This is a genomic window from Streptomyces sp. NPDC015661, from assembly GCF_043077765.1.
Classification (GTDB): domain Bacteria; phylum Actinomycetota; class Actinomycetes; order Streptomycetales; family Streptomycetaceae; genus Streptomyces.
The window spans coordinates 126,345-145,839 of the sequence record NZ_JBIBST010000015.1; the positions used below are offsets into that span (position 1 = coordinate 126,345).

The following is a 19,495-nucleotide window of genomic DNA, read 5'->3' on the forward strand; positions in this document are numbered from 1 at the left end:
GACACGGACCGATGGGGTGGGGGACGGACGATGACGCGTGCGACGACACGTGTGACGACGGGTGCGGGGACGGGAGCGAGAACGGGTGCGACGACGTCCGCGCTGGACGTCGAGGCGACGGCACGGGCGCTGGACGGGTACGGGGGGAACGCCGTCGTGCTGATCGGCACGGGGGTGCTGATGCTCGTGCTCGCCTTCGCCTCCGGGCAGCTGCTCGGGGAGACCTGGGCCGAGGACGTCGCTGCCACGTTCAGCGTGGTCGGAATCCTCTCGCTGGGCGCCGGCATCGGCTCGCGGGTCCTCGCGCGGCGGATGCGGCGGGCCCTCGGCGCGGGCACCTGGTCGGCGCACCCCGCCGTGGCCGTCGGCCGTTCCCTGCACGCGACCACCGTCGTCCTGCGCTCCACCGACCGCTCCGAGGCGTGGCCGCTGACCGTGATCGCGACCCGGCAGCGCTACGAGCTGGTGCGGCCGGGCCCGGACGGCGTGCTGTGGTGGTGCGGCGACCCGCGCAGGGGCGGAGTCCTCGCCCCGCCCGGCGGCGGCGAGCTGATCTGGGCGAAGCCGCTGCGCGGCGCGCGCGTGCGGCGCCGGATCGCCGCACTCGCGGAGGCCGAGGGTCTGATGCACCGGGCGTCGCCACGACAGCCGGAGGTGCGGGGGCTGGGGGCGGTACTGGATCAGCTCCAGGGGCCGGAATCCGCACAGGGACGGGAGGCCGTGCAGGGACCGGAGGGCGTACGGGGGCTGGATCCCGCGCAGGGACCGGAGGCAGTAAAGGGCCCGGAGGCCGTGCACGGATCGGATTCCGCGCAGGGGCCGGAGGGCGTGCAGGGGCCGGAGGGCGTACGGGGCCCGGAAGCCGTGCAGGGGCCGGAGGCCGTGCAGGGGCCGGAGGCCGTACAAGGACCGGAGGCCGTACGGGGCCCGAAAGCCGTGCAGGGGCCGGAGGCCGTACGGGGCCCGGAAGCCGTGCAGGGGCCGGAGGCCGTGCACGGAGTGGATTCCGTGCCGGACCCGGGTCCCGTGCAGGGCTCGGATTCCGTCGTTGACGGCGCCCCGGACGGTCCTCCCGTGCGGCTCCACAAGGCGCCTCCCGCGCCTCCCGGGCCGTCCGGGCCCTCGTACGCCGAGCTCTTCGAGCATGCCCGGCGGCAGGCCGGGTCCCGGGGCCGGGCGGCCCGCCCGGAGGCGGACGTGCGCGAGGTGGCCTGGTGGCGGGTGCGGGGCCTGCGGCGGATGGCCGGCGTGCACCGGGTGCTGGTCGCGCTCGGGTTCTGCGCGGCCCTGGGCGCGGTCGCGCTGACCGGGCCGCCGGACGAGGACGCCGTGAAGCTGTACGGCGTCGGCGCGCTCTGCCTGGCCGCGCTCGTGCACTCCGTCTACCGGCTGCTGACCGCCGGCAGGCCCGCGGTGCGGCTGATGGTCCGGGCCGCGACCGGCTCCGTCCATGTGCTGCGCCGTTACGTCCTGCTGTACGACCCGCAGGGCGGCGCACCCGTCCTGGTGCTCTTCCCGAAGTACGGCGGCTGGGACGCCGTACCCGAGGCGGTGCTCCCCCTGATTCCGCCCGGTCCGCCGAAGGAGCCGCGCCGCGGCCTGCCGAGCGCGCCCGCCGGCAGTGTCGCGCTGCACGGCTTCCGTGACTTCACCGAGCACGGCCTGCCGTTCGTGGTGCCGTGGATCGACGGGCGCCCCCTGTGGCCGGCGGGGCCGTACCGGGAGGCGGACGGGCCGGAGTTCGCCGCGCTGCTCGACCGGCTCGCCCCGCCGCTGGAGGCTCAGGCCCCCTGAGGGCCCCCGGCCGCCTGCGCGTCCTTGTGGGCGCGCCAGCGGTCCATGATTCCGGCCATCTCGCCGTGCAGGAAGGCGAAGAACTCGGCCGTCTCCGCGATGCGGCGCCCCGCCACGGTGTCGGTCCCGAGGGTGGCGGCGCCCTCGTCGAGGACCTTCTCCCAGCGGGTGAGGGTCTGGTCGCGGCGGGTGAAGGTCTCGTACCAGAGCTCGTTGTGGAGGACGTACCGCTCACGGCGGGTGCCGGGGTCGCGCTCGCGGCTGACCATGCTGACCTGGGAGAGGTAGCGGATCGCGCCGGAGACGGCGGCCGGACTGATCCGCAGCTGTTCGGCCAGCTCGGCCGAGGTCATGGAGGCCGTCTCGGAGGCGAGGAGCGCGGCGAAGACGCGGCTCGCCATGCGCTGCATGCCGGCGGCGGTCATCTCGGCGGCGAAGCGCTCCACGAAGCGGGAGACCGCCTCGTCCGCGGCCGCATCGGTCTTCGTCATCTCGCTCTCACCCATCCCGCGACTTTACATCGTTCCTTAACTTCACAAGTTTGTGAAATGAGCGTACGTTCTGAAGCATGACGAAGGCAATCAGCGTCGTCGGACTCCACAAGTCCTTCGGGCGCACCCACGCGCTCGACGGCCTCGACCTCACGGTCGAGTCCGGCGAGGTCCACGGATTCCTCGGCCCCAACGGCGCCGGGAAGTCCACCACCATCCGGGTCCTCCTGGGCCTGCTCCGCGCCGACTCCGGCGCCGCCCAGCTCCTCGGCCGCGACCCCTGGGCCGACGCCGTCGAGCTGCACCGCCGCATCGCGTACGTCCCCGGCGACGTGACCCTCTGGCGCAACCTCTCGGGCGGCGAGGTCATCGACCTGTACGGACGGCTGCGCGGCGGCGGCCTCGACAAGGCCCGGCGCGCCGAGCTCATCGAGCGCTTCGAGCTCGACCCCACGAAGAAGGGCCGCACCTACTCCAAGGGCAACCGGCAGAAGGTCGCCCTGGTCGCCGCCTTCGCCGCCGACGTCGACCTGCTCGTCCTCGACGAACCGACCAGCGGCCTCGACCCGCTGATGGAGGAGGTGTTCCAGGACTGCGTGGAGGACGCCCGCCGGCAGGGGCGGACGGTGCTGCTCTCCTCGCACATCCTCAGCGAGGTCGAGGCGCTCTGCGACCGGGTCAGCATCGTCCGCAAGGGCCGGACCGTGGAGTCGGGTTCGCTCGCGGAGCTGCGGCACCTGACCCGTACCAGCGTCACCGCCGAACTCGCCGGACCGCCCAACGGCCTCGCCCACCTCCCCGGCGTCCACGGCTTCGACCTGCGGGGCGACCGCGTGTCGTTCCAGGTCGACACCGACAAGCTCGACGCCGTCCTCCGCTCCCTGACCGCCTCGGGCGTACGGAGCCTGACCTCCACCCCGCCCACCCTGGAGGAGCTCTTCCTCCGGCACTACACGGACGAGGTGTCCTCATGAGCCTCGCCGGCACCGGACCGCTCACCCGGCTCGCGCTGCGCCGCGACCGGCTGATGCTCCCCGTCTGGGCGCTCGTCACCGGCGGCATGGTCGCGAGCGGCGCCGGCTCCCTGGAGGGCCTGTACGGCACGGCCGCCGAGCGCGCCGAGGTGGCCGCCTCGATGACCGCCAACAGTTCGATGCGCGCGATGTACGGGCCGGTCTTCGGCGATTCCCTCGGCGGGCTCGTCGCCTGGCGCTTCGGCACCTTCGGCGCGGTCCTCGCCGCCGTCGCGAGCCTGATCGTGGTCGTCCGGCACACCCGCGAGGAGGAGGAGACCGGCCGTCAGGAGATGCTGTCCGCCGGGGCGGTGGGGCGCAGGGCCCCGCTGACGGCGGCGCTCCTCGCCGCGCTCGTGATGAACACCGCCATCGCCCTCGTCGTCACCGCCGGGCTCGCCGGACAGGGCGCGGCCGGCGCGCTCGCGCTGGGCCTGGCGATCGGCGGCACCGGCATGGTCTTCGCGACGGCGGCCGCGCTCGCCGCCCAGTTCACGGAGAGCGCCCGGCTCGCGAAGGGCCTGTCGGCCGGCGTGCTGGGGCTCGCGTTCACCCTGCGGGCCGCGGGGGACGCCGGCAGCGCCGACGGCGGCTCCGTCCTCACCTGGATCTCGCCGATCGGCTGGGCCGAACACGTCCGCGCCTTCTCCGGTGAGCGCTGGTGGGTGCTGCTCCTGATCGTCGCGGCCGTCCTGGCCCAGACGGCGGCGGCGTACGCGCTGACCGCCCGCCGGGACGTCGGCGCGAGCTTCCTCGCGACCCGCCCGGGCCCGGCGGAGGGGCGGCTCGCGTCGGCGGGGGCGCTCGCGTGGCGGCTCCAGCGCGGCACGCTCCTCGGCTGGTCGCTCGGCTTCCTGCTCGGCGGGCTCGTCTTCGGCGGGATGGTCGAGGGCGCGGCCGACATCGTCGGCGACAACGAACGGGCCCGGGAGATCTTCGAGCGGATGGGCGGTCAGAGCGCGCTGACCGACGCGTTCCTCGCGACCATGGTCTCCCTCTTCGGGATGCTCGCGGCGCTGTACGCGGTCGGGTCCGTGCTGCGGCCGGGCTCCGAGGAGACCTCGGGCCGGGCCGAACCGCTCCTCGCCGGCGCCCTCGGCCGGCTCCGCTGGGCCGCCGGGCACCTGGTGATCGCCTTCGCCGGCTCCGCCCTGATCCTGGCCCTCGCCGGACTCGGCCTCGCGCTCTCGTACGGGCACGACCTCGGCCCGATCCTGGGCGCCGCGCTCGTCCAGCTCCCTGCCGTCTGGACGCTCGCCGGGCTCGCGGTCCTGCTCTGGGGCGCCGCCCCGAAGGCCGCGACCGCCGCGTGGGGCGTGGCGGGACTCTGCCTGGCCCTCGGCTGGATCGGCCCGGCGCTCGGCCTGCCGCAGGCCGTCCTGGACCTCTCCCCCTTCGGCCACCTGCCGAAGCTGCCGGGACCGGAGGTGACCTGGGCCCCGGTCCTGGCCCTCACGGCCCTGGCCGCGGCCCTGACGGCGGCGGGGCTCGCGGGGCTGCGGCGGCGGGACGTGGCGGCGGGCTGAGGTTCCCCCGCGCCCTCGCCTCAGGAACGGGCCGGGGACTCCGGCATGAGCGTGCGGGCCAGCACCTCCAGCGCCTGGGTGACCTCACCCAGGCGCTGCGGGTCGTCGGAGCCCAGTGCCGCCGCGAGCGCGCCCTCGATCCGGGTGGCCCGCACCTCCGCCACGCGCTCGGACGCCTCGGCGGCCGGGCGCACGAGCACGCGGCGCCGGTCGGCGGGGTCGGGCACGGCCCGCACCGAGCCGGCCTCCTTGAGCCGGGCCACGGCGGTGGACACCTGGCTCTGCGGCAGACCGGTCCGGGCGGCGATCTCGCCGACGGCGCTGTCGGGGTGGGCGGCGATGTCACCGGCGACGATCAGCACCAGCCGGGCGCTGCCCGCGTACCGGCCCTCGCCGCCGGGAGGCTCGGGCAGCGCGTCCTCGCCGATCTTCATCAGGAGGCGGCCCAGGAGGAACAGTTCGGCTCCATTCACTCCGTCAACATACATCGAACTCGATTCATCCCCTCGGATGTATCGAGACTGATGGATCGAGATTGATGAATCGGGATTGATGTATCGAGTTGGATGGAATAACGTTGATGAGGAGGACGGAGGGCGCGAGGCCCGCCGCACACGAGGGGGAGAACCATGTCCAGGACCACCGGCACGACCGAGGCCACGAGCACGACCGCGACCGCGACCGTCACCACCGGCACGCTGGACGTCCCCGGGGCGGTCCTGCACTACCAGGTGCGGGGCACCGGCCCGACGCTGCTGATCTCGCAGAGCGGGGAGGGCGACGCCGACCGCAGCACCGACCTCGTCGCCCGGCTCACCGACTCCTACCGCGTGATCACCTACGACCGCCGCGGGCTCTCCCGCAGCCGGCTCGACGCCCCGGAGCGGGGGGCCACGCTCACGGAGCACGCCGACGACGTCCAGCGCCTCCTCGCCGCTCTCGCCGACGGGCCCGCCCTCATGCTGGGCTGCAGCCTGGGTGCGGTCATCGGGCTGCACGCGGCCGTGCGCCACCCCGGACTCATCCGCACGCTGGTCGCCCACGAGCCCGTCGCCCCGCGTCTGCTGCCCGACGAGGAGCGCACCCACCACGAGCGGGAGCTCACCGCCCTCCAGGAGCTGTACGGCCAGGGAGGTCTCGGCACCGTGCTGCCGGAGATCGCCCGGACCCTGGGCATCGACCCCGCCAACACCGACGCCGAGCCGGACCTGACGCCCCAGCCGATGAACGCGCAACGGATCGCCAACTTCGACCACTTCATCCGCCACGACTTCAGCGCGATCGTCCACGACACGCTCGACACCACCGTGCTGGCGGGCACCGGCACCCGCATAGTCCCCGCCGCCGGCCGCACCACCCCGCGCACCGTCTTCGACTACCAGTGCGCGACCTCCCTGGCCGGGCTCGTCGGCGAGGAACTCGTCGAGTTCCCCGGCGGCCACAACGGCAACACCAGCCACCCGGAGGCCTACGCGGCCCGCCTCCGCCAGGTCCTGGCGGAGACATGCTGAGCCGAAGGGCCAGGTCAGACCTCCACGAGCAGCTCCTCGAAACCCCGGATGACGTAACCGGGCTTCCACACCGGCTCCGCGGCGAGCTTCAGGCCCGGCGCCTGTCGCAGCAACTCTCCGAAGACGGCGGTCAGTTCGAGGCGGGCGAGCGGGGCGCCGAGGCAGTAGTGGATGCCGGCACCGAAGGTGATGTGCGGGTTGTCGGCCCGTTCGAGGTCGAGGACGTCGGCGGTGGGGCCGAAGCGGGCGGGGTCGCGGTTGGCGGAGCCGAAGAGGAGGGCGACCTCGGAGCCGCGCGGGATGGTGACGCCGCCGAGTTCGATGTCGTCGAGGACCCAGCGCTCGAACATCTGGAGCGGGGTGTCGTAGCGCAGAAGTTCTTCCACAGCTGTGGACAACTTTTCGGGATCGGGACGTACGCCCTGCCGGAGGAGCGTCCACCAGCCGTTGACCGTGGTGTTCACGGTGGCCTCGTGGCCCGCGTTGAGGAGAAGGACGCAGGTGGAGATCATCTCCTGTTCCGTCAGCTCCTCCACCGCGATCAGGGAGGAGATCAGGTCCTCCCCCGGGCTCTTCCGCCGCCGCGCGATCAACTCCCGCAGGTAGTCGGAGAACTCGACGGAGGCCTCGACCGCAAGCCGGGCCGTCTCCTCCGAGGGGTTCAGCTCGAACATCCCGCAGATCGCCGCCGACCAGGGCCGCAGCCGCGCCCGCTCCTCGTCCTCCGCCGGGACGCCGAGCATCTCGGCGATCACCGCGACGGGAAGGGGCTCGGCGACCGTCGACAGCAGATCGCCGCCGCCGTTCGCCACCAGGTCCCCCACAAGACCGGCGGCCAGGCGCCGTACCGTCGGGGCCAGGTTCTCCACGGTCCTCGGCGTGAACGCCTTGGAGACCAGGCGCCGGATCCGGGTGTGGTCGGCCGCCTCCAGATCGAGCAGCCCGTGGTCGTTGAGCGTGTGGAACGGCTCGTACGCGGCGTTCGGCGCCGTCCGCCCGAACTCCTCGTGCGTGAAGCGATGGGTGTACGTCCGGCCGAGCCGCCGGTCCCGCAGCAGCGCGGACACGTCCTCGTAGTGCGGGATGAGCCACTGGCGGGTGGGACCGTGCCAGTGGGCACGGCCGGCGGCGCGGAGTTGGGCGTAGGCGGGATAGGGGTCGGCGACGAACTCGGCCGACCAGGGGTCGTACACAGCGTCAACAGCGTCCATGCCCGGACGCTACCCCCCGCGGCCGGCCGCGGCCCGGCCCACCAGCCCCGGACCGGCCCGACCACGGACGAGACTCAACCGCCACCCCGGACCGGCCCCGCCACGGACGGCGCTCAGCCGCCGACGCGGACCGGCCCCGCCACGGACAACGCTCAACCGCCACCCCGGACCGGCCCCGCCACGGACGAGACTCAACCGCCACCCCGGACCGGCCCCGCCACGGACAACGCTCAACCGCCACCCCGGACCGGCCCCGCCACGGACGGCGCTCAGCCGCCGACGCGGACCAGGCCGGCCTCGTACGCGAAGACCGCCGCCTGGGTGCGGTCGCGGAGGCTCAGTTTCACCAGGACGCGGCTGACGTGGGTCTTGATCGTCGACTCGGCGACGACGAGGTGGTCGGCGATCTCTGCGTTCGACAGGCCCTGGGCGATGAGGACCAGGACCTCCGTCTCCCGCTCGGTCAGCTCCCCGATCCGCGCCATCGCCGGCGGGCGCGGAGTGCTCCCCGGGGCCTTCGCGAACTCGGTGATCAGCCGCTTCGTGACCGTCGGCGCGAGCAGCGCCTCGCCGGAAGCGACGACCCGCACGCCCTCCGCCAGCTGCCGGGCCGAGGCGTCCTTGAGGAGAAAGCCCGAGGCCCCGGCGCGCAGGGCCTGGTACACGTACTCGTCGAGGTCGAAGGTCGTCAGGACCAGCACCTTCGCGTCCGCGTCGGCGGCGACGATCTCCCGGGTGGCCTCGATGCCGTTCAGCTCGGGCATCCGGATGTCCATGAGGACCACGTCGGGGTGGAGCGCGGCGACCTGTGCGATCGCCTCCCGGCCGTTCACCGCCTCGCCGACGACCTCGATGTCCGGCATCGCGCCGAGCAGCACCGAGAAGCCCTCGCGGACCATGATCTGGTCGTCCACGATCAGTACACGGATCACGCCTGCTGCTCCTCACGGCTCACGGGGACGAAGGCGGTCACCTCGTAGCCACCGTCCTCGGTCGCCTCCGCCGTCATCTCCCCGCCCAGCATCGTCACACGCTCCCGCATGCCGGTGATGCCGTGGCCGGCGCCCGGGGAGGGCTTTACGAGGCCGCGGGCGGGGGCGTTGGCGATGCGCAGGCCGAGGCCGCCGAGGACATAGCTGACCTCGACCTTCGCGGCCGCGCCCGGGGCGTGCCGCAGGACGTTCGACAGGGCTTCCTGGACGATGCGGTACGCGGAGAGCTCGACGCCCTGCGGCAGCTCGCGCACCGCGCCGGTCACGGTCTTCTCGACGTCGAGCCCGGCCTCGCGGACGTTGGCGACGAGCGCGTCGAGGTCGCCGAGGGTCGGCTGCGGGGCGTCGGGGGCCTCGTAGTCCTCGGCCCGGACGACCCCGAGGATGCGGCGCAGTTCGGTGAGCGCGGCGACGGCGTTCTCGCGGATGGTGAGGAAGGCCTGCTCCAGCTCGGGCGGCGGGTTCTCCACCCGGTACGGCGCGGCCTCCGCCTGGATGGCGACGACCGACATGTGGTGGGCGACGACGTCGTGCAGCTCCCGGGCGATGGTCGTCCGCTCCTCCAGGACCGTTCGCTTGGAGATCTCCTGGGCGGTGACGGTCTGCTGGGCGGTGACGTCGCGGGTCGCCTGGCGGCGGACCTGGATCACGGTGACGGCGAGCAGGGCGAGGGCGGCGACGAACAGCATCGGGACCGAGTCGGAGCCGTACCCCGCCCCGAGGAACATCTCGGCGAACAGCGCGTAGCCCGCCGTCCCGACCCACATCCACCCGGCCGTACGGGGCCCGGTGCGGGCGGCGACCACGGTGAGGACCACCAGATGGGCGGCGAAGCTGTTCTCCGTCCAGGGCCAGCCGCCCCAGTAGCCGCCGAGGAACGCCAGGAACGGCGTCGACGCGAGCGAGGCCCAGAAGGCGAAGACCGGCCTGATCAACGTGACCAGGACGATCGCGGGCGACACCCACGCGAACACGAACGCCGCCGGTCCGAAGGCGTCGTTGACGCGGTCGTACCCGATCAGGAACACGACGAAGGCGCAGAAGGCGACGATCGCATGCGGGAGGAGGCCGGCGTAGACGCGTATCCGCTCCGGAAGGAACCGCGCTCTGTTCACGTCCATGCGCGGCAGCGGCCGGTAGGCGAAGGCGTCGTGGAAGAGTTCCTGGCGCAGCCCACCGAGTGCCACCTGCACCAGGCGGAACTCGGGGCTGCGGCTCGTCTCGGTGGTCTGCGTCTCGGTCACGCGAACCACCGTACGGGCGGCGGGGGACCCGGTCGTCCCGCTGGATGCGGATCCTTCCGGGTCCCCCTTGAGGACTAGCGCTCCCCTACAGGACGTTGTTGAACTTCGAGCCCTCGCCCGCGTACAGCGACGTCGTCTGACGGCTGAAGGGGGCGGTGACGGAGCCCGTCGAGCGGTAGACGTACGTGCCGCCCGACCCGTACGCGATCAGGTCCGGGCGGCCGTCGTTGTCGAGGTCACCCGCGCCGACGAGCTGGGAGAACGCGCCCCAGCCGGCGCCGATCTTCACGCGGGGGGCGAAGCCGCCCGCGCCGTTGCCCTGGTACAGCCACAGGACACCGGAGGTGTCGCGGGCGACCATGTCCCCCGCGGCCGAACCGGCGATGTTGCCGACGGCGGTGAGCTGGTTGTAGACCTGCCAGCCGCCGCCGATCTTCACGCGCGGCGCGAACGGCTTCGTGTAGCTGCCCGTGCCCTTGTAGAACCAGAGGTAGCCGGCGCTGTCCGTGCCGACCAGGTCGGGACGGCCGTCGCCGTCGAGGTCCGAGCCTCCGGTGATCTTGTTGTAGATCTGCCAGCCCGTGCCGACCTGCACCCGGGTGGTGAACGTGCCGTCGCCCTTGCCCAGGTAGAGCCACTGCACACCGGAGCCGTCGACCGCGATCAGATCGCCGACGGCGCCACCGCCGACGTTGCCGACGGCCTCGATCTGCTTGTAGATCCCCCAGCCGGTGCCGGCCTTCGTCCGATTCGCCGGAGTCACCTGGCCGTTCACCGGCCGGTCCCGCAGGTCGTCGCGCCACAGCCCGCCGGAGGAGTCCCTCGCGAGGACGTCGGTGGAGCCGTTGTCGGTGTAGTCGTGCGGGTTGGCCGTGCGGGTGACGTTCATGAGCCAGCCCTGGTAGGCGGGCTCGCCGGTGCCGTCGAGGAGCGTCGCCTCGGCCTCCACGCCGTACTTGCCGTTCGGCGCGTCGACCCCGGCGATGACACCGTCCCAGTCGAAGGAGAACAGCGTGCCGGACGCGGGAGCGGTCAGGCGCTTGGTGAACTCCTTGCCGGTGGCGATGTGCGTGAGCGTGACGTCGAGGTAGGCGTCGGCCCGCGACAGGGTCCAGCCCAGGGTCACCTTGCCGCCGGACTTGTCGAGGTCCACCGTGTCGGGGACGTGGACCTGCTGGATCTCCAGCGGCTGCTCGACCACCGGGGGCGTGCCCGTCTCCGCCACCTTGGTGACCGTGGGGGTGCCGTCGGCCGCGGGCGCGACGCGGAACAGCCCGTCGCCGTCGGCGGCCCGGCTGCCGCGCAGGACCGCGCTGCCGTCGGTCGCGGCCGCCGAGTCCGAGGCCGAGACGCCGAGGTCGACGATCTCGCCGCCGGCCAGGGAGACGGCCTTGGCGGGATGCTCGGGGTTGCCGTAGACCAGCCACTCGCCCACGAGCGCGCTGTACCACTCGTCGATGTGCGAGCCGAGGACGGTCTTCTTCTCCGCGCCCGTCTTGCGGTCGACGGACGTGATGTAGTCGCCGACACCGGCCTGGTAGCCGAACCAGGTGACGTAGGCGTCCGAGAAGTTCAGGCCGCCGTAGCCGTACCCGGACTCGGGGGCGGCGTACGTCGCGGTGACCGTCCCGGCCGCCACGTCCACGAGGGCCCGGCCGCCGGTCCGCTTGTCCGCCGGCCCCGTCTCGTACCCGACGAAGACGGAGCCGTCCTTGGCCTGCGAGCCGAAGAAGTCGGTGGCGTCCGAGGGCAGACCCGAGATCTTGCGGCTGGTCGTCGTGGCGCCGTCCTTGGTGACGACGTGCAGTTCCGCCTGGCCGGCCTCGTTCGTCACCTGTGCGAGCACGCTCGTGGGGCTCAGCACGGACACGTAGTTGCCGTTCAGCGCGCCGAGGTCGATGACCACGGTGGGGGCGGCGGGGTCGGCCATGTTCCGCAGGGTGATCGAACGGAACTGGGCGGACCAGGAGTCGTCGCCGGTGACGACCACGTCACCGGCCCCCAGGGACCAGCCCTCGGGGTGCTGGAGCGGGATCGCGGCGCTGCCGTCGTACGGCGTCCACAGCAGCTCCCGGGTGGTGTCCGGGGCGAAGGAGTAGGTGAGGAAGCCGGAGGTGCCCGCACCTCCGAAGCTGCTGCCCTCCGGGTAGACGGGAAGGGTCGCGGCGTCCTCGGCCGCGGCCGTGACGGCCGCGAACGCCGTCGGCGCCGTGGCCAGGGTGCCCGCGCCCAGCGCCGTGACGGCGAGGACGGCCGTGACGGCCGAGGCGAGGCGGATGCCGGTGGTGCGGAACTGCAAGGTGAACCCCCACGAGGAAGATCGGACACGGGAGTGCCGTGCCCGATGAGACCCCCGACCGGTTCGAAGGGTTGTACGGGTGACCAGGGAATTCCGGGTCACCAGGCCAGCTGGGCGATCTCCTCCGCCACCACCGCGCACGCGTCCGCCGCCGGGTCGATCAGCGGGAAGTGGCCGATGCCCTCCAGGAGCGTCAGGCCGACCTCCTCGCCCGCCTTCGCCGCCGCCTCCGCGTACGCCTCGGCCACCGCGTACGGGACGACGATGTCCTCGCGGCCCTGGACGAGGGTCGTCGCGATGCCGGTCGGGAGGAGGACCGACGGGTCCGCGGCCGCCGCGCGCTCCTCGTACCGCGCCTCGCCGCCGAGGAGCTCCGTGACCGCGCCGCCGCACACCCCGAGCTCCACCGCCCGCCCGAAGTGGGCGATCGGGGCCAGGGCGACGACTCCGCGCAGCTCCGGCGGGGCCGGCAGGCGCCAGGGCGAATCCGCGGGCAGGACGTGCCGGGCGGCCGCCCACAGCGCGAGGTGGCCGCCCGCCGAGTGGCCGGTGAGGACGGTCCGCCGCGGGTCGGCCTGCGGGAGGTGCACGGCGGCCAGGTCCGGTACGGCGTCCAGGGCGGCGGCCACGTCGTCGAAGGTCTCGGGCCAGCGTCCGGCGACCGGGGCCGTACCGCCCTGATGGGGGAGGCCGGGCCCGCGCCGGTACTCGACGCTCGCGACGGCGAAGCCCCGGCGGGCCAGGAAGTCCACGAACGGGGTCAGATGCTGCCGGTCGTACGGTGCCCGCCAGGCGCCGCCGTGCAGGGCGACGACGAGCGGGGCCCGGGTCCGCCCGTCACGCGGGGCGTAGAAGTCGACCACCTGGTCCGGGTGGTCGCCGTACGCGGCGGTGGCGTCCGGGGCGACGGCCGGGTGCGAGAAGGCCGACGCCTCTTCGGCGGCATCGCGCGCGGCGGGGTCCGGCATGCTGTTCCAACCTCTCGGGTACGCGGCCGAATTGGCCTGACCTGCGGGGACGGTACCAGCACCGGAACCCCCGCAGATCAGGCGATCATCCGACGATGATCAGGCCGACCGGAGGACCTCGGCGAGGATCCGGGCCGCCCGCTCCGCGTCCGCGAAGCCCACGTACAGCGGTGTGAAGCCGAACCGCAGGATGTCCGGACGGCGCAGGTCCCCGACGACCCCGCGCTTGATCAGCTCGGCCATGACGGCCGGCGCGTCCGCGCAGCGCAGCGCCACCTGGCTGCCGCGCTCGGCGGCCGCCCCGGGGGTCACGGAGGTGACGCGGCCCTCGGGGACGTACGCCTCGACGCACTCCAGGAAGAAGTCCGTCAGCGCGAGCGACTTGGCCCGGACGTCCTCGACGGCGACCCCGTCCCAGACGTCGAGGGCCGCTTCGAGGGCCAGCATGGAGAGGATGTCGGGCGTGCCGACCCGGCCCCGGAGCGCGCCGTCCGCCGCCGCGTAGCCGGGGGTCATGCCGAACGGGTCGGCGTGCGAGTTCCAGCCGGGCAGGGGCGAGTCGAAGGCGGCCTGGTGGCGCTCGGCGACGTACAGGTAGGCGGGCGAACCGGGGCCGCCGTTCAGGTACTTGTAGGTGCAGCCGACGGCCAGGTCGACGCCGTGCGCGTCCAGACCGACGGGCAGGGCGCCCGCGCTGTGGCACAGGTCCCAGACGGCGAGCGCGCCCGCCGCGTGGAGCGCGGCGGTGATGCCGGGCAGGTCCTGGAGGCAGCCCGTGCGGTAGTCGACGTGGTTGACGAGCGCGAGGGCCGTGCGGTCGCTCGCCGCGGCCGCCATGTCGGCCGGGTCGCAGGGCACGATCGCGTGACCCGTCATCCGCGCCGCGGACTGCGCGATGTACCCGTCCGTGGGAAAGGTCGTCGCGTCGACGAGGATCTCGTCCCGGCCGTCACCGCTCATCCGGGCCGCGGCGACGACCGCCTTGAAGACGTTCACGCTCGTCGAGTCGCCGACCACGATCTGCCCCGGTGCGGCGCCGACGATCGGGGCGATCCGGTCGCCGATCCGCTCGGGCGCGGTCCACCAGCCGGACTCGTCCCAGGAGCGGATGCGCAGCTCGCCCCACTGGCGGGTGATGACGTCGGCCATGCGGGCCGGGACGTGCGCGGGCAGGGCGCCCAGCGAGTTGCCGTCGAGGTAGACGGTGCCCTCGTCGAGGGCGAACTTCGCCCGGTGCCCGGCGAGTGTGTCGGCGGCGTCGAGCGCCTTCGCGCGCTGTATGTACGACTCGGACGTCTCAGACATGGCTGCGGGCCGTCCAGAGCTCGGGGAACACGTTCTTCTGGGCCCGCTTCTCCAGCCAGGCCACGCCCGCGGAGCCACCGGTGCCGGTCTTCGCGCCCATCGCGCGCCGGGTCGCCACCAGGTGGTCGTTGCGCCAGCGCCAGACCAGTTCGGCGACGTCGCTCAGGGCCTCGCCGAGCCGGACGAGCTCGGTGTTCTGGTCGGCGTCCGCGTAGATCCCGGCCCAGACCGCCTCCACCTCGGGCGAGGGCTCGTACCGCTGCGCCAGGTCGCGGCCGAGGACCGAGGCCGGCACGGGCAGGCCGCGGCGCGCGAGGAGCCCGAGGACCTCGTCGTACAGGCTCGGCTCCTGGAGCGCCTTCTCCAGCTCGGCGTGGACGCGGGGCGCGCCCCGGTGCGGGACGAGCATCGACGCCGACTTCTCGCCGAGCAGGAACTCCATCCGCCGGTACATCGCCGACTGGAAGCCGGAGCCCTCGCCGAGCGCCGCCCGGTAGGCGTTGAACTGGCCGGGGGTGAGCTGGGCGAGCGGACGCCAGGAGTGGTTGAGCGCCTCCAGCTCGCGCACGGAGCGCTTGAGCGCGTCCATCGCGACCGGGACGCGGTCCTCGCGCAGGGCGCGGCTCGCGGTCTCCCACTCGTGGACGATCACCGTGAACCACAGCTCCATGACCTGGGTGGTGACCAGGAAGACCATCTCGCCGGGGTCGTCCGAGCGGAGGTGCTGGAGGTGGGTGAGGACGTCCGCCTGGACGTAGTCCTCGTACGGCGTCGTGCCCGCGAAGTCGAGGTTCGGGTCGTCGACGACCGAGCCGGCTCCGGAGGCATCGGGGAAGGTGGACATTGCTGTCTCCTCGATACGTGCTACCGGGTAGCGGTCCGCTCCACCGTGTGCGCTGTGCTGGGCGCCACGGGAGCTCCGGTCCCCTCGGGAGGCGCGCTTCTGCGCGCGCGTCCCAAGCGCATCATGACACGATCGGGCCCGTGATGTAGCTCCCGTCTTCGTCATACGGAAAAGCGTTCGACCGACAGCCGTCGAGGCCCTTGATCTGCTGCATCATCGCGGGCGCGAGCCTGCCCGGACCCGGGCAGCCCATGTGGGTGCGGATGCCGATCTCGTGCCCGACCTCGTGGTTGATGATCAGGTGCCGGTACTCCGTGGCCGGCCCCGTGAAGGTCGGCGAGCCGAGCATCCACCGCTTGAGGTTCACGACGACGCCATCGAAGGTCTCGCAGTTCAGCTCGCCGTGGGTGCGGAGCCCCTGCCGCAGACAGAGCGCGTCGGCGGTGTCCGGGGTGGCGATCCTGATGACGAAGTCGGCGTTCTCCGAGACCAGCTGGAAGCGGCCCCGGCCGTGCGCGGCCCAGCTCCGCGGATGCCCCAGGATCTGCTGGATCTCGGCGGCCACCTCACGTGCCGACAGGTCGATTCCGTCCTCGACCTGGACCCGGTAGCGGCGCAGCGTGCCGCTGTCCCCGACGGGCGTCCCGGAGGCCCGCGCGGTGGTGAAGGTCCCGGCACCGGACTGCGGGACGGTGGTCTTCTTCCTGGTGGGCGTGGGGGTGGGGGTCGGCTTCGGCGTCTTCTTGGGAGTCGGCTTCGGCGTCGGTTTCGCCGTCGTGGGCCGTGGGCTCGGCGTGACCGTCGTCGGTTCCACCGCCCCGGGGGCCGCCGCCGTCTTCTCCCCGGCCTTGCCCTGGTAGTGCGCGAGGGCGGCCCCGGCACCGAGCGAGACCGTCATCAGGACCAGGGCCGGCAGGACGAGCCCGGACCGGGACCTGCGCTGTTTCCTCTTCCCCCGCCTTCCGGCGGGTAAGGCACGTTTCCCCACGACAGAGTTCCCCCCTCAAGTCCTGCGGTTCCGGGGATCGTACCCGCTCGACTCGAACGCCCTTTCTCCCGTCGGGGAGAAAGGGCGTTCGTCTGAGGTGTGCGCGGAAGCCGGAAACGTCAGCCGAGGGTCTCGGCCGCGGTCTCCGAGGAGTCCCGCAGGAAGGTCGTGCAGCGCTCGTACTCGTCCTTCTCGCCGATCTCGCCGGCCGCCCGGGCGAGGGCGTGCAGCGCGCGCAGGAAGCCGCGGTTCGGCTCGTGCTCCCACGGCACCGGGCCGTGGCCCTTCCAGCCGTTGCGGCGCAGCGCGTCCAGGCCGCGGTGGTAGCCGGTACGGGCGTAGGCGTACGACTCGACGACCGCGCCGCGCTCGTAGGCGTCGTCGGCGAGCCGGGCCCAGGCGAGCGAGGAGGTCGGGTACTTCGCGGCGACGTCCGCCGGCGCCGCACCGCTCGCGAGCAGCTCGCGCGGCCCCGGCTCGTCGGGCAGGTGGGTGGGGGCCGGTCCCCCCAGCAGGTTCTCGTGGATGGCCATGGGCCCCAGTCTGCCTCAGGAGCCTCCGCCGGTGGCCGCGTCCCGCTGCCCCGGGTCGAGTGGCGGGGCCTGCACCCCGCAGTGGACCTTGCACTCCGGGTGGCAGCCCGGCGCCGCGGCCGGGGTCTTCATGGTCGTCCAGGCGAGGGCCGCACCCACCACCAGGATCCCCGCGCACATCGGCATCGCCCGCCGGAACGTCTCCCCGAACTCGTCCGCCGAGAGGTACGCCTCCGGTCCCATCCCGGCGAGCAGCGGCAGCGCGGCCACCGCGATCAGTCCGGCGGCGCGGGCGGCCGCGTTGTTGATGCCGCTCGCGAGGCCCGCCCGGGACACGTCCACCGAGGCGAGGACGGTCGCGGTCAGCGGGGCGACCAGGGCCGTCATGCCGAGACCGAGGACGAGCATCGCCGGCAGCACATCCGTCAGGTACGAGGCGTCCTCCCCGACCCGCAGCATCAGCAGCATCCCCGCCGCGCACAGCAGCGGCCCCACCGTGAGCGGGATCCGGGGCCCGATCTTCTCCCCCAGCTCCCCGGACTTCGCGGAGAGCAGCAGCATGAGCACGGTCGTCGGCAGCAGGGCCACGCCGGCACCCAGGGCCGAGTAGCCGACGACCACCTGGAGCTGGAGGGCCGCCAGGAAGAAGAAACCGCCGAACGCCGCGTACACGCAGAGGGTCACCAGGTTGACCGCGGTGAACAGGCGCGAGCGGAAGATCGACGGCGGCACCATCGCCCGCTCCCCGCGCCGCCGCTCCACCAGCACGAACCCGGCCCCGACCAATGCCCCGGCCACCCCTGCCCACCAGGCCGCGCCGATCAGCGCGTACGTGACGAGCGCGAGCCCCGCCGCGCCCAGGACCGCACCGAGCACGTCGAAGCGGCCGTGCGCGGTCTCGTCCCGCGACTCCGGCACGTGCCGCAGGGCGACCGGTACGCAGATCGCGGCGAGCGGCACGTTCAGCAGGAACACCCACCGCCAGCCGGGACCGTCCACCAGCCAGCCGCCCACGAACGGCCCGATCGCCGCGCCGACACCACCGAAGCCCGACCAGAGCCCGACGGCCCGCGCCCGGTCGTCCGGGTGGAAGCTCGCCTGGATCAGCGCGAGGGAGCCGGGGGTGAGCAGCGCCCCGCCGACGCCCTGGAGGGCGCGGGCCGCGATCAGCACCCCGGCGTTCGGGGCGAGCCCGCACAGCAGGGAGGCGAGGGCGAACCAGACCACGCCGAGGACGAAGACCTTCCGCCGCCCGTACCGGTCGCCGAGCGAGCCGCCGAGCAGGATCAGCCCGGCCAGGGTCAGCATGTAGGCGTTGACCGTCCACTGGAGGACGGCGAGGTCGGCGCCCAGGTCCTCGCCGATGTGCGGCAGGGCGACATTGACGACGGTCGAGTCGAGCAGCGCCATCCCGGATCCGAGGACCGTGGTGAACACGATCCACCGGCCGGAAGCCGAGGCCATCCGCACGTCCCGCACGCCCGTACCCGCGCCCGTACCCGCACCCATGCCTGCATGGTCCCGCGAAGCGGGGGCCCGCGCGCGCCGGGATCAGGCCGTACGCAGCCGGTTCGCCGCCCTGACCAGCGCGTCCACGCCCCGCTCGGCCTTGCTGCGGGGGCAGCCGACGTTCAGCCGGACGAAGCCGGGGGTGCCGTAGACCCCGCCCGGCATGATCGCGACCTTCTCCACCGCCACCAGCTCCTCCTGGAGCCGGGTCTCCTCGATCCCGAGCGGGCGCAGGTCGATCCAGGCCAGATAGCCGGCCTGCGGGGGCGCCCAGTCGACCTCCGGAAGGCCGTCCGCGAGGCGCTTCCTGAGCATGTCCATCGTCCCGGCCACGTATCCGCGCAGCTCGTCGAGCCAGGGAGCGCCCTGCCGGTACGCGGCGATGTGGGCGGTCAGGGAGAGCACCGCGGGCGAGGCGAGGCCCTCGCCGGTCTCCATGCGCCGGACGAAGGCCACGCGCTCGTCGGGGTCGCCGACCATGCCGTACGAACCGGAGAGCGCCGGGAAGTTGAAGGCCTTCGTGCCGGAGGTGACCAGGGCCCAGCGGCGGCCCCGGCCCGGCTCGGCGATCCGCGTCCAGGGAACGTGCCGGTGGCCTTCGGTCGTCAGGTCGGCGTGGATCTCGTCGCTGACGACGGCCGCGCCGTGCCGCTCGGCCAGCTCGGCGAAGCCCCTGAGCTCCTCCTCCGTCCACACCCGGCCGGTGGGGTTGTGCGGGGAGCAGAGCAGCAGCATCCGGCTGTCGGGCCGGGCGAGCTCGCGCTCCAGGGCCTCCGGATCGCCGAGGGGGACGCCCCGCAGCTCGCGCCCGAGCCCGGTGACGGCCTTGCGGAAGCCGTCGTACGTGGGGGTGTGGACGACCACGCCGTCGCCGGGGGCAGTCCACATCTGGAGGAGCTGCGAGAGCTGGGAGAGCACCGAGGGCGCGTACACCAGCGTCTCCGGGTCGATCTCGGCGTCGTACCGGCTCGCGTACCAGTGGCGGATCGCCTCCCGGAACTCCCCGAGCCGCCAGTCCGTGTAGCCGAAGACGCCGTGGTCGACGCGCTCGCGCAGGGCCCCGAGGACCTCCGGCGGGGAGGCGAAGTCCATGTCGGAGATGGTGAAGGGCAGCAGATCGGAGACGCCGAAGCGGTCCGCGATGCCGTCCCACTGGACCGACCAGGTCCCGCGCCGGTCTATCTCCCGGTCGAAGTCGTACGCCACGGTCACCCTCCAGACATGACGAGGGCCCGGCACCCGAGGAGGTGACCGGGCCCGTCGCTCA

At 73.4% G+C, this 19,495-nt stretch carries 17 protein-coding genes; 4 read left to right on the forward strand and 13 right to left on the reverse strand.

The annotated features are described in order from the left end of the window. The first annotated feature begins 30 nt into the window (after positions 1 to 30). Positions 31 to 1,794 carry a hypothetical protein gene (locus tag ACF07V_RS33200; RefSeq protein ID WP_392159397.1) on the forward strand — a complete coding sequence of 588 codons (1,764 nt, stop codon included), beginning with the start codon at positions 31 to 33 and terminating at the stop codon, positions 1,792 to 1,794. Here the strand turns inward: ACF07V_RS33200 and ACF07V_RS33205 are convergent. Next, positions 1,782 to 2,300, reverse strand: coding sequence for a GbsR/MarR family transcriptional regulator (locus ACF07V_RS33205; RefSeq protein ID WP_392159398.1), 519 nt, complete (start codon positions 2,298 to 2,300; stop codon positions 1,782 to 1,784). The genes ACF07V_RS33200 and ACF07V_RS33205 overlap by 13 nt on opposite strands. Before the next feature lie 62 nt (positions 2,301 to 2,362). On the opposite strand from ACF07V_RS33205, the gene ACF07V_RS33210 reads away from it, so the two are divergent. Together ACF07V_RS33210 and ACF07V_RS33215 are read left to right on the forward strand one after the other, a co-directional pair. Further along, a complete protein-coding gene (locus ACF07V_RS33210; RefSeq protein ID WP_392159399.1) occupies positions 2,363 to 3,259 on the forward strand; it encodes an ATP-binding cassette domain-containing protein in 897 nt (298 codons plus the stop codon). Beyond that, positions 3,256 to 4,824: an ABC transporter permease gene (locus ACF07V_RS33215; RefSeq protein ID WP_392159400.1), complete on the forward strand. Its 1,569-nt coding sequence runs from the start codon at positions 3,256 to 3,258 to the stop codon at positions 4,822 to 4,824. Before ACF07V_RS33210 ends, ACF07V_RS33215 begins: the two co-directional genes overlap by 4 nt. Positions 4,825 to 4,844: 20 nt before the next feature. On the opposite strand, the gene ACF07V_RS33220 is transcribed toward ACF07V_RS33215, so the two are convergent. Then, on the reverse strand, positions 4,845 to 5,297 hold the full coding sequence (locus ACF07V_RS33220; RefSeq protein ID WP_392159401.1) for a MarR family winged helix-turn-helix transcriptional regulator: 453 nt from the start codon (positions 5,295 to 5,297) through the stop codon (positions 4,845 to 4,847). A 156-nt stretch (positions 5,298 to 5,453) separates the two neighbouring features. Here ACF07V_RS33220 and ACF07V_RS33225 point away from each other — a divergent pair, with 156 nt between their 5' ends. Further along, a complete protein-coding gene (locus ACF07V_RS33225; protein WP_392159402.1) occupies positions 5,454 to 6,335 on the forward strand; it encodes an alpha/beta fold hydrolase in 882 nt (293 codons plus the stop codon). 14 nt (positions 6,336 to 6,349) lie between these two features. On the opposite strand, the gene ACF07V_RS33230 is transcribed toward ACF07V_RS33225, so the two are convergent. From ACF07V_RS33230 to ACF07V_RS33280, 11 genes are all read right to left on the reverse strand, one after another. Next, positions 6,350 to 7,546: a cytochrome P450 gene (locus tag ACF07V_RS33230; protein ID WP_392159403.1), complete on the reverse strand. Its 1,197-nt coding sequence runs from the start codon at positions 7,544 to 7,546 to the stop codon at positions 6,350 to 6,352. 269 nt (positions 7,547 to 7,815) lie between these two features. Next, the gene (locus ACF07V_RS33235) at positions 7,816 to 8,478 is read right to left on the reverse strand and encodes a response regulator (RefSeq protein ID WP_392159404.1); all 663 of its coding nucleotides are present in this window, start codon (positions 8,476 to 8,478) and stop codon (positions 7,816 to 7,818) included. Then, positions 8,475 to 9,791: a sensor histidine kinase gene (locus tag ACF07V_RS33240; protein ID WP_392159405.1), complete on the reverse strand. Its 1,317-nt coding sequence runs from the start codon at positions 9,789 to 9,791 to the stop codon at positions 8,475 to 8,477. Before ACF07V_RS33240 ends, ACF07V_RS33235 begins: the two co-directional genes overlap by 4 nt. 76 nt (positions 9,792 to 9,867) lie before the next feature. Beyond that, positions 9,868 to 12,081 (reverse strand): FG-GAP repeat domain-containing protein, encoded by a 2,214-nt coding sequence (locus tag ACF07V_RS33245; protein ID WP_392159406.1) that lies wholly within the window; start codon positions 12,079 to 12,081, stop codon positions 9,868 to 9,870. Positions 12,082 to 12,179: 98 nt separating this feature from the next. Further along, positions 12,180 to 13,049, reverse strand: coding sequence for an alpha/beta hydrolase (locus ACF07V_RS33250; protein ID WP_392159407.1), 870 nt, complete (start codon positions 13,047 to 13,049; stop codon positions 12,180 to 12,182). 99 nt (positions 13,050 to 13,148) lie between these two features. Beyond that, the gene (gene kynU, locus ACF07V_RS33255) at positions 13,149 to 14,354 is read right to left on the reverse strand and encodes a kynureninase (protein WP_392159408.1); all 1,206 of its coding nucleotides are present in this window, start codon (positions 14,352 to 14,354) and stop codon (positions 13,149 to 13,151) included. After that, positions 14,347 to 15,198 carry a tryptophan 2,3-dioxygenase family protein gene (locus tag ACF07V_RS33260; RefSeq protein ID WP_382865271.1) on the reverse strand — a complete coding sequence of 284 codons (852 nt, stop codon included), beginning with the start codon at positions 15,196 to 15,198 and terminating at the stop codon, positions 14,347 to 14,349. Before ACF07V_RS33260 ends, kynU begins: the two co-directional genes overlap by 8 nt. A 121-nt stretch (positions 15,199 to 15,319) precedes the next feature. Next, positions 15,320 to 16,186, reverse strand: coding sequence for a DUF3152 domain-containing protein (locus ACF07V_RS33265; protein WP_392159409.1), 867 nt, complete (start codon positions 16,184 to 16,186; stop codon positions 15,320 to 15,322). A 119-nt stretch (positions 16,187 to 16,305) separates the two neighbouring features. Further along, entirely contained in the window at positions 16,306 to 16,719 is a 414-nt protein-coding gene (locus ACF07V_RS33270; protein ID WP_392159410.1) for a DUF3151 domain-containing protein, read from the reverse strand. Positions 16,720 to 16,734: 15 nt separating this feature from the next. Beyond that, a complete protein-coding gene (locus ACF07V_RS33275) occupies positions 16,735 to 18,228 on the reverse strand; it encodes an MFS transporter (protein WP_392159411.1) in 1,494 nt (497 codons plus the stop codon). Positions 18,229 to 18,270: 42 nt separating this feature from the next. Continuing rightward, positions 18,271 to 19,440: a MalY/PatB family protein gene (locus tag ACF07V_RS33280; RefSeq protein WP_392159412.1), complete on the reverse strand. Its 1,170-nt coding sequence runs from the start codon at positions 19,438 to 19,440 to the stop codon at positions 18,271 to 18,273. Between the last annotated feature and the right edge of the window lie 55 nt (positions 19,441 to 19,495).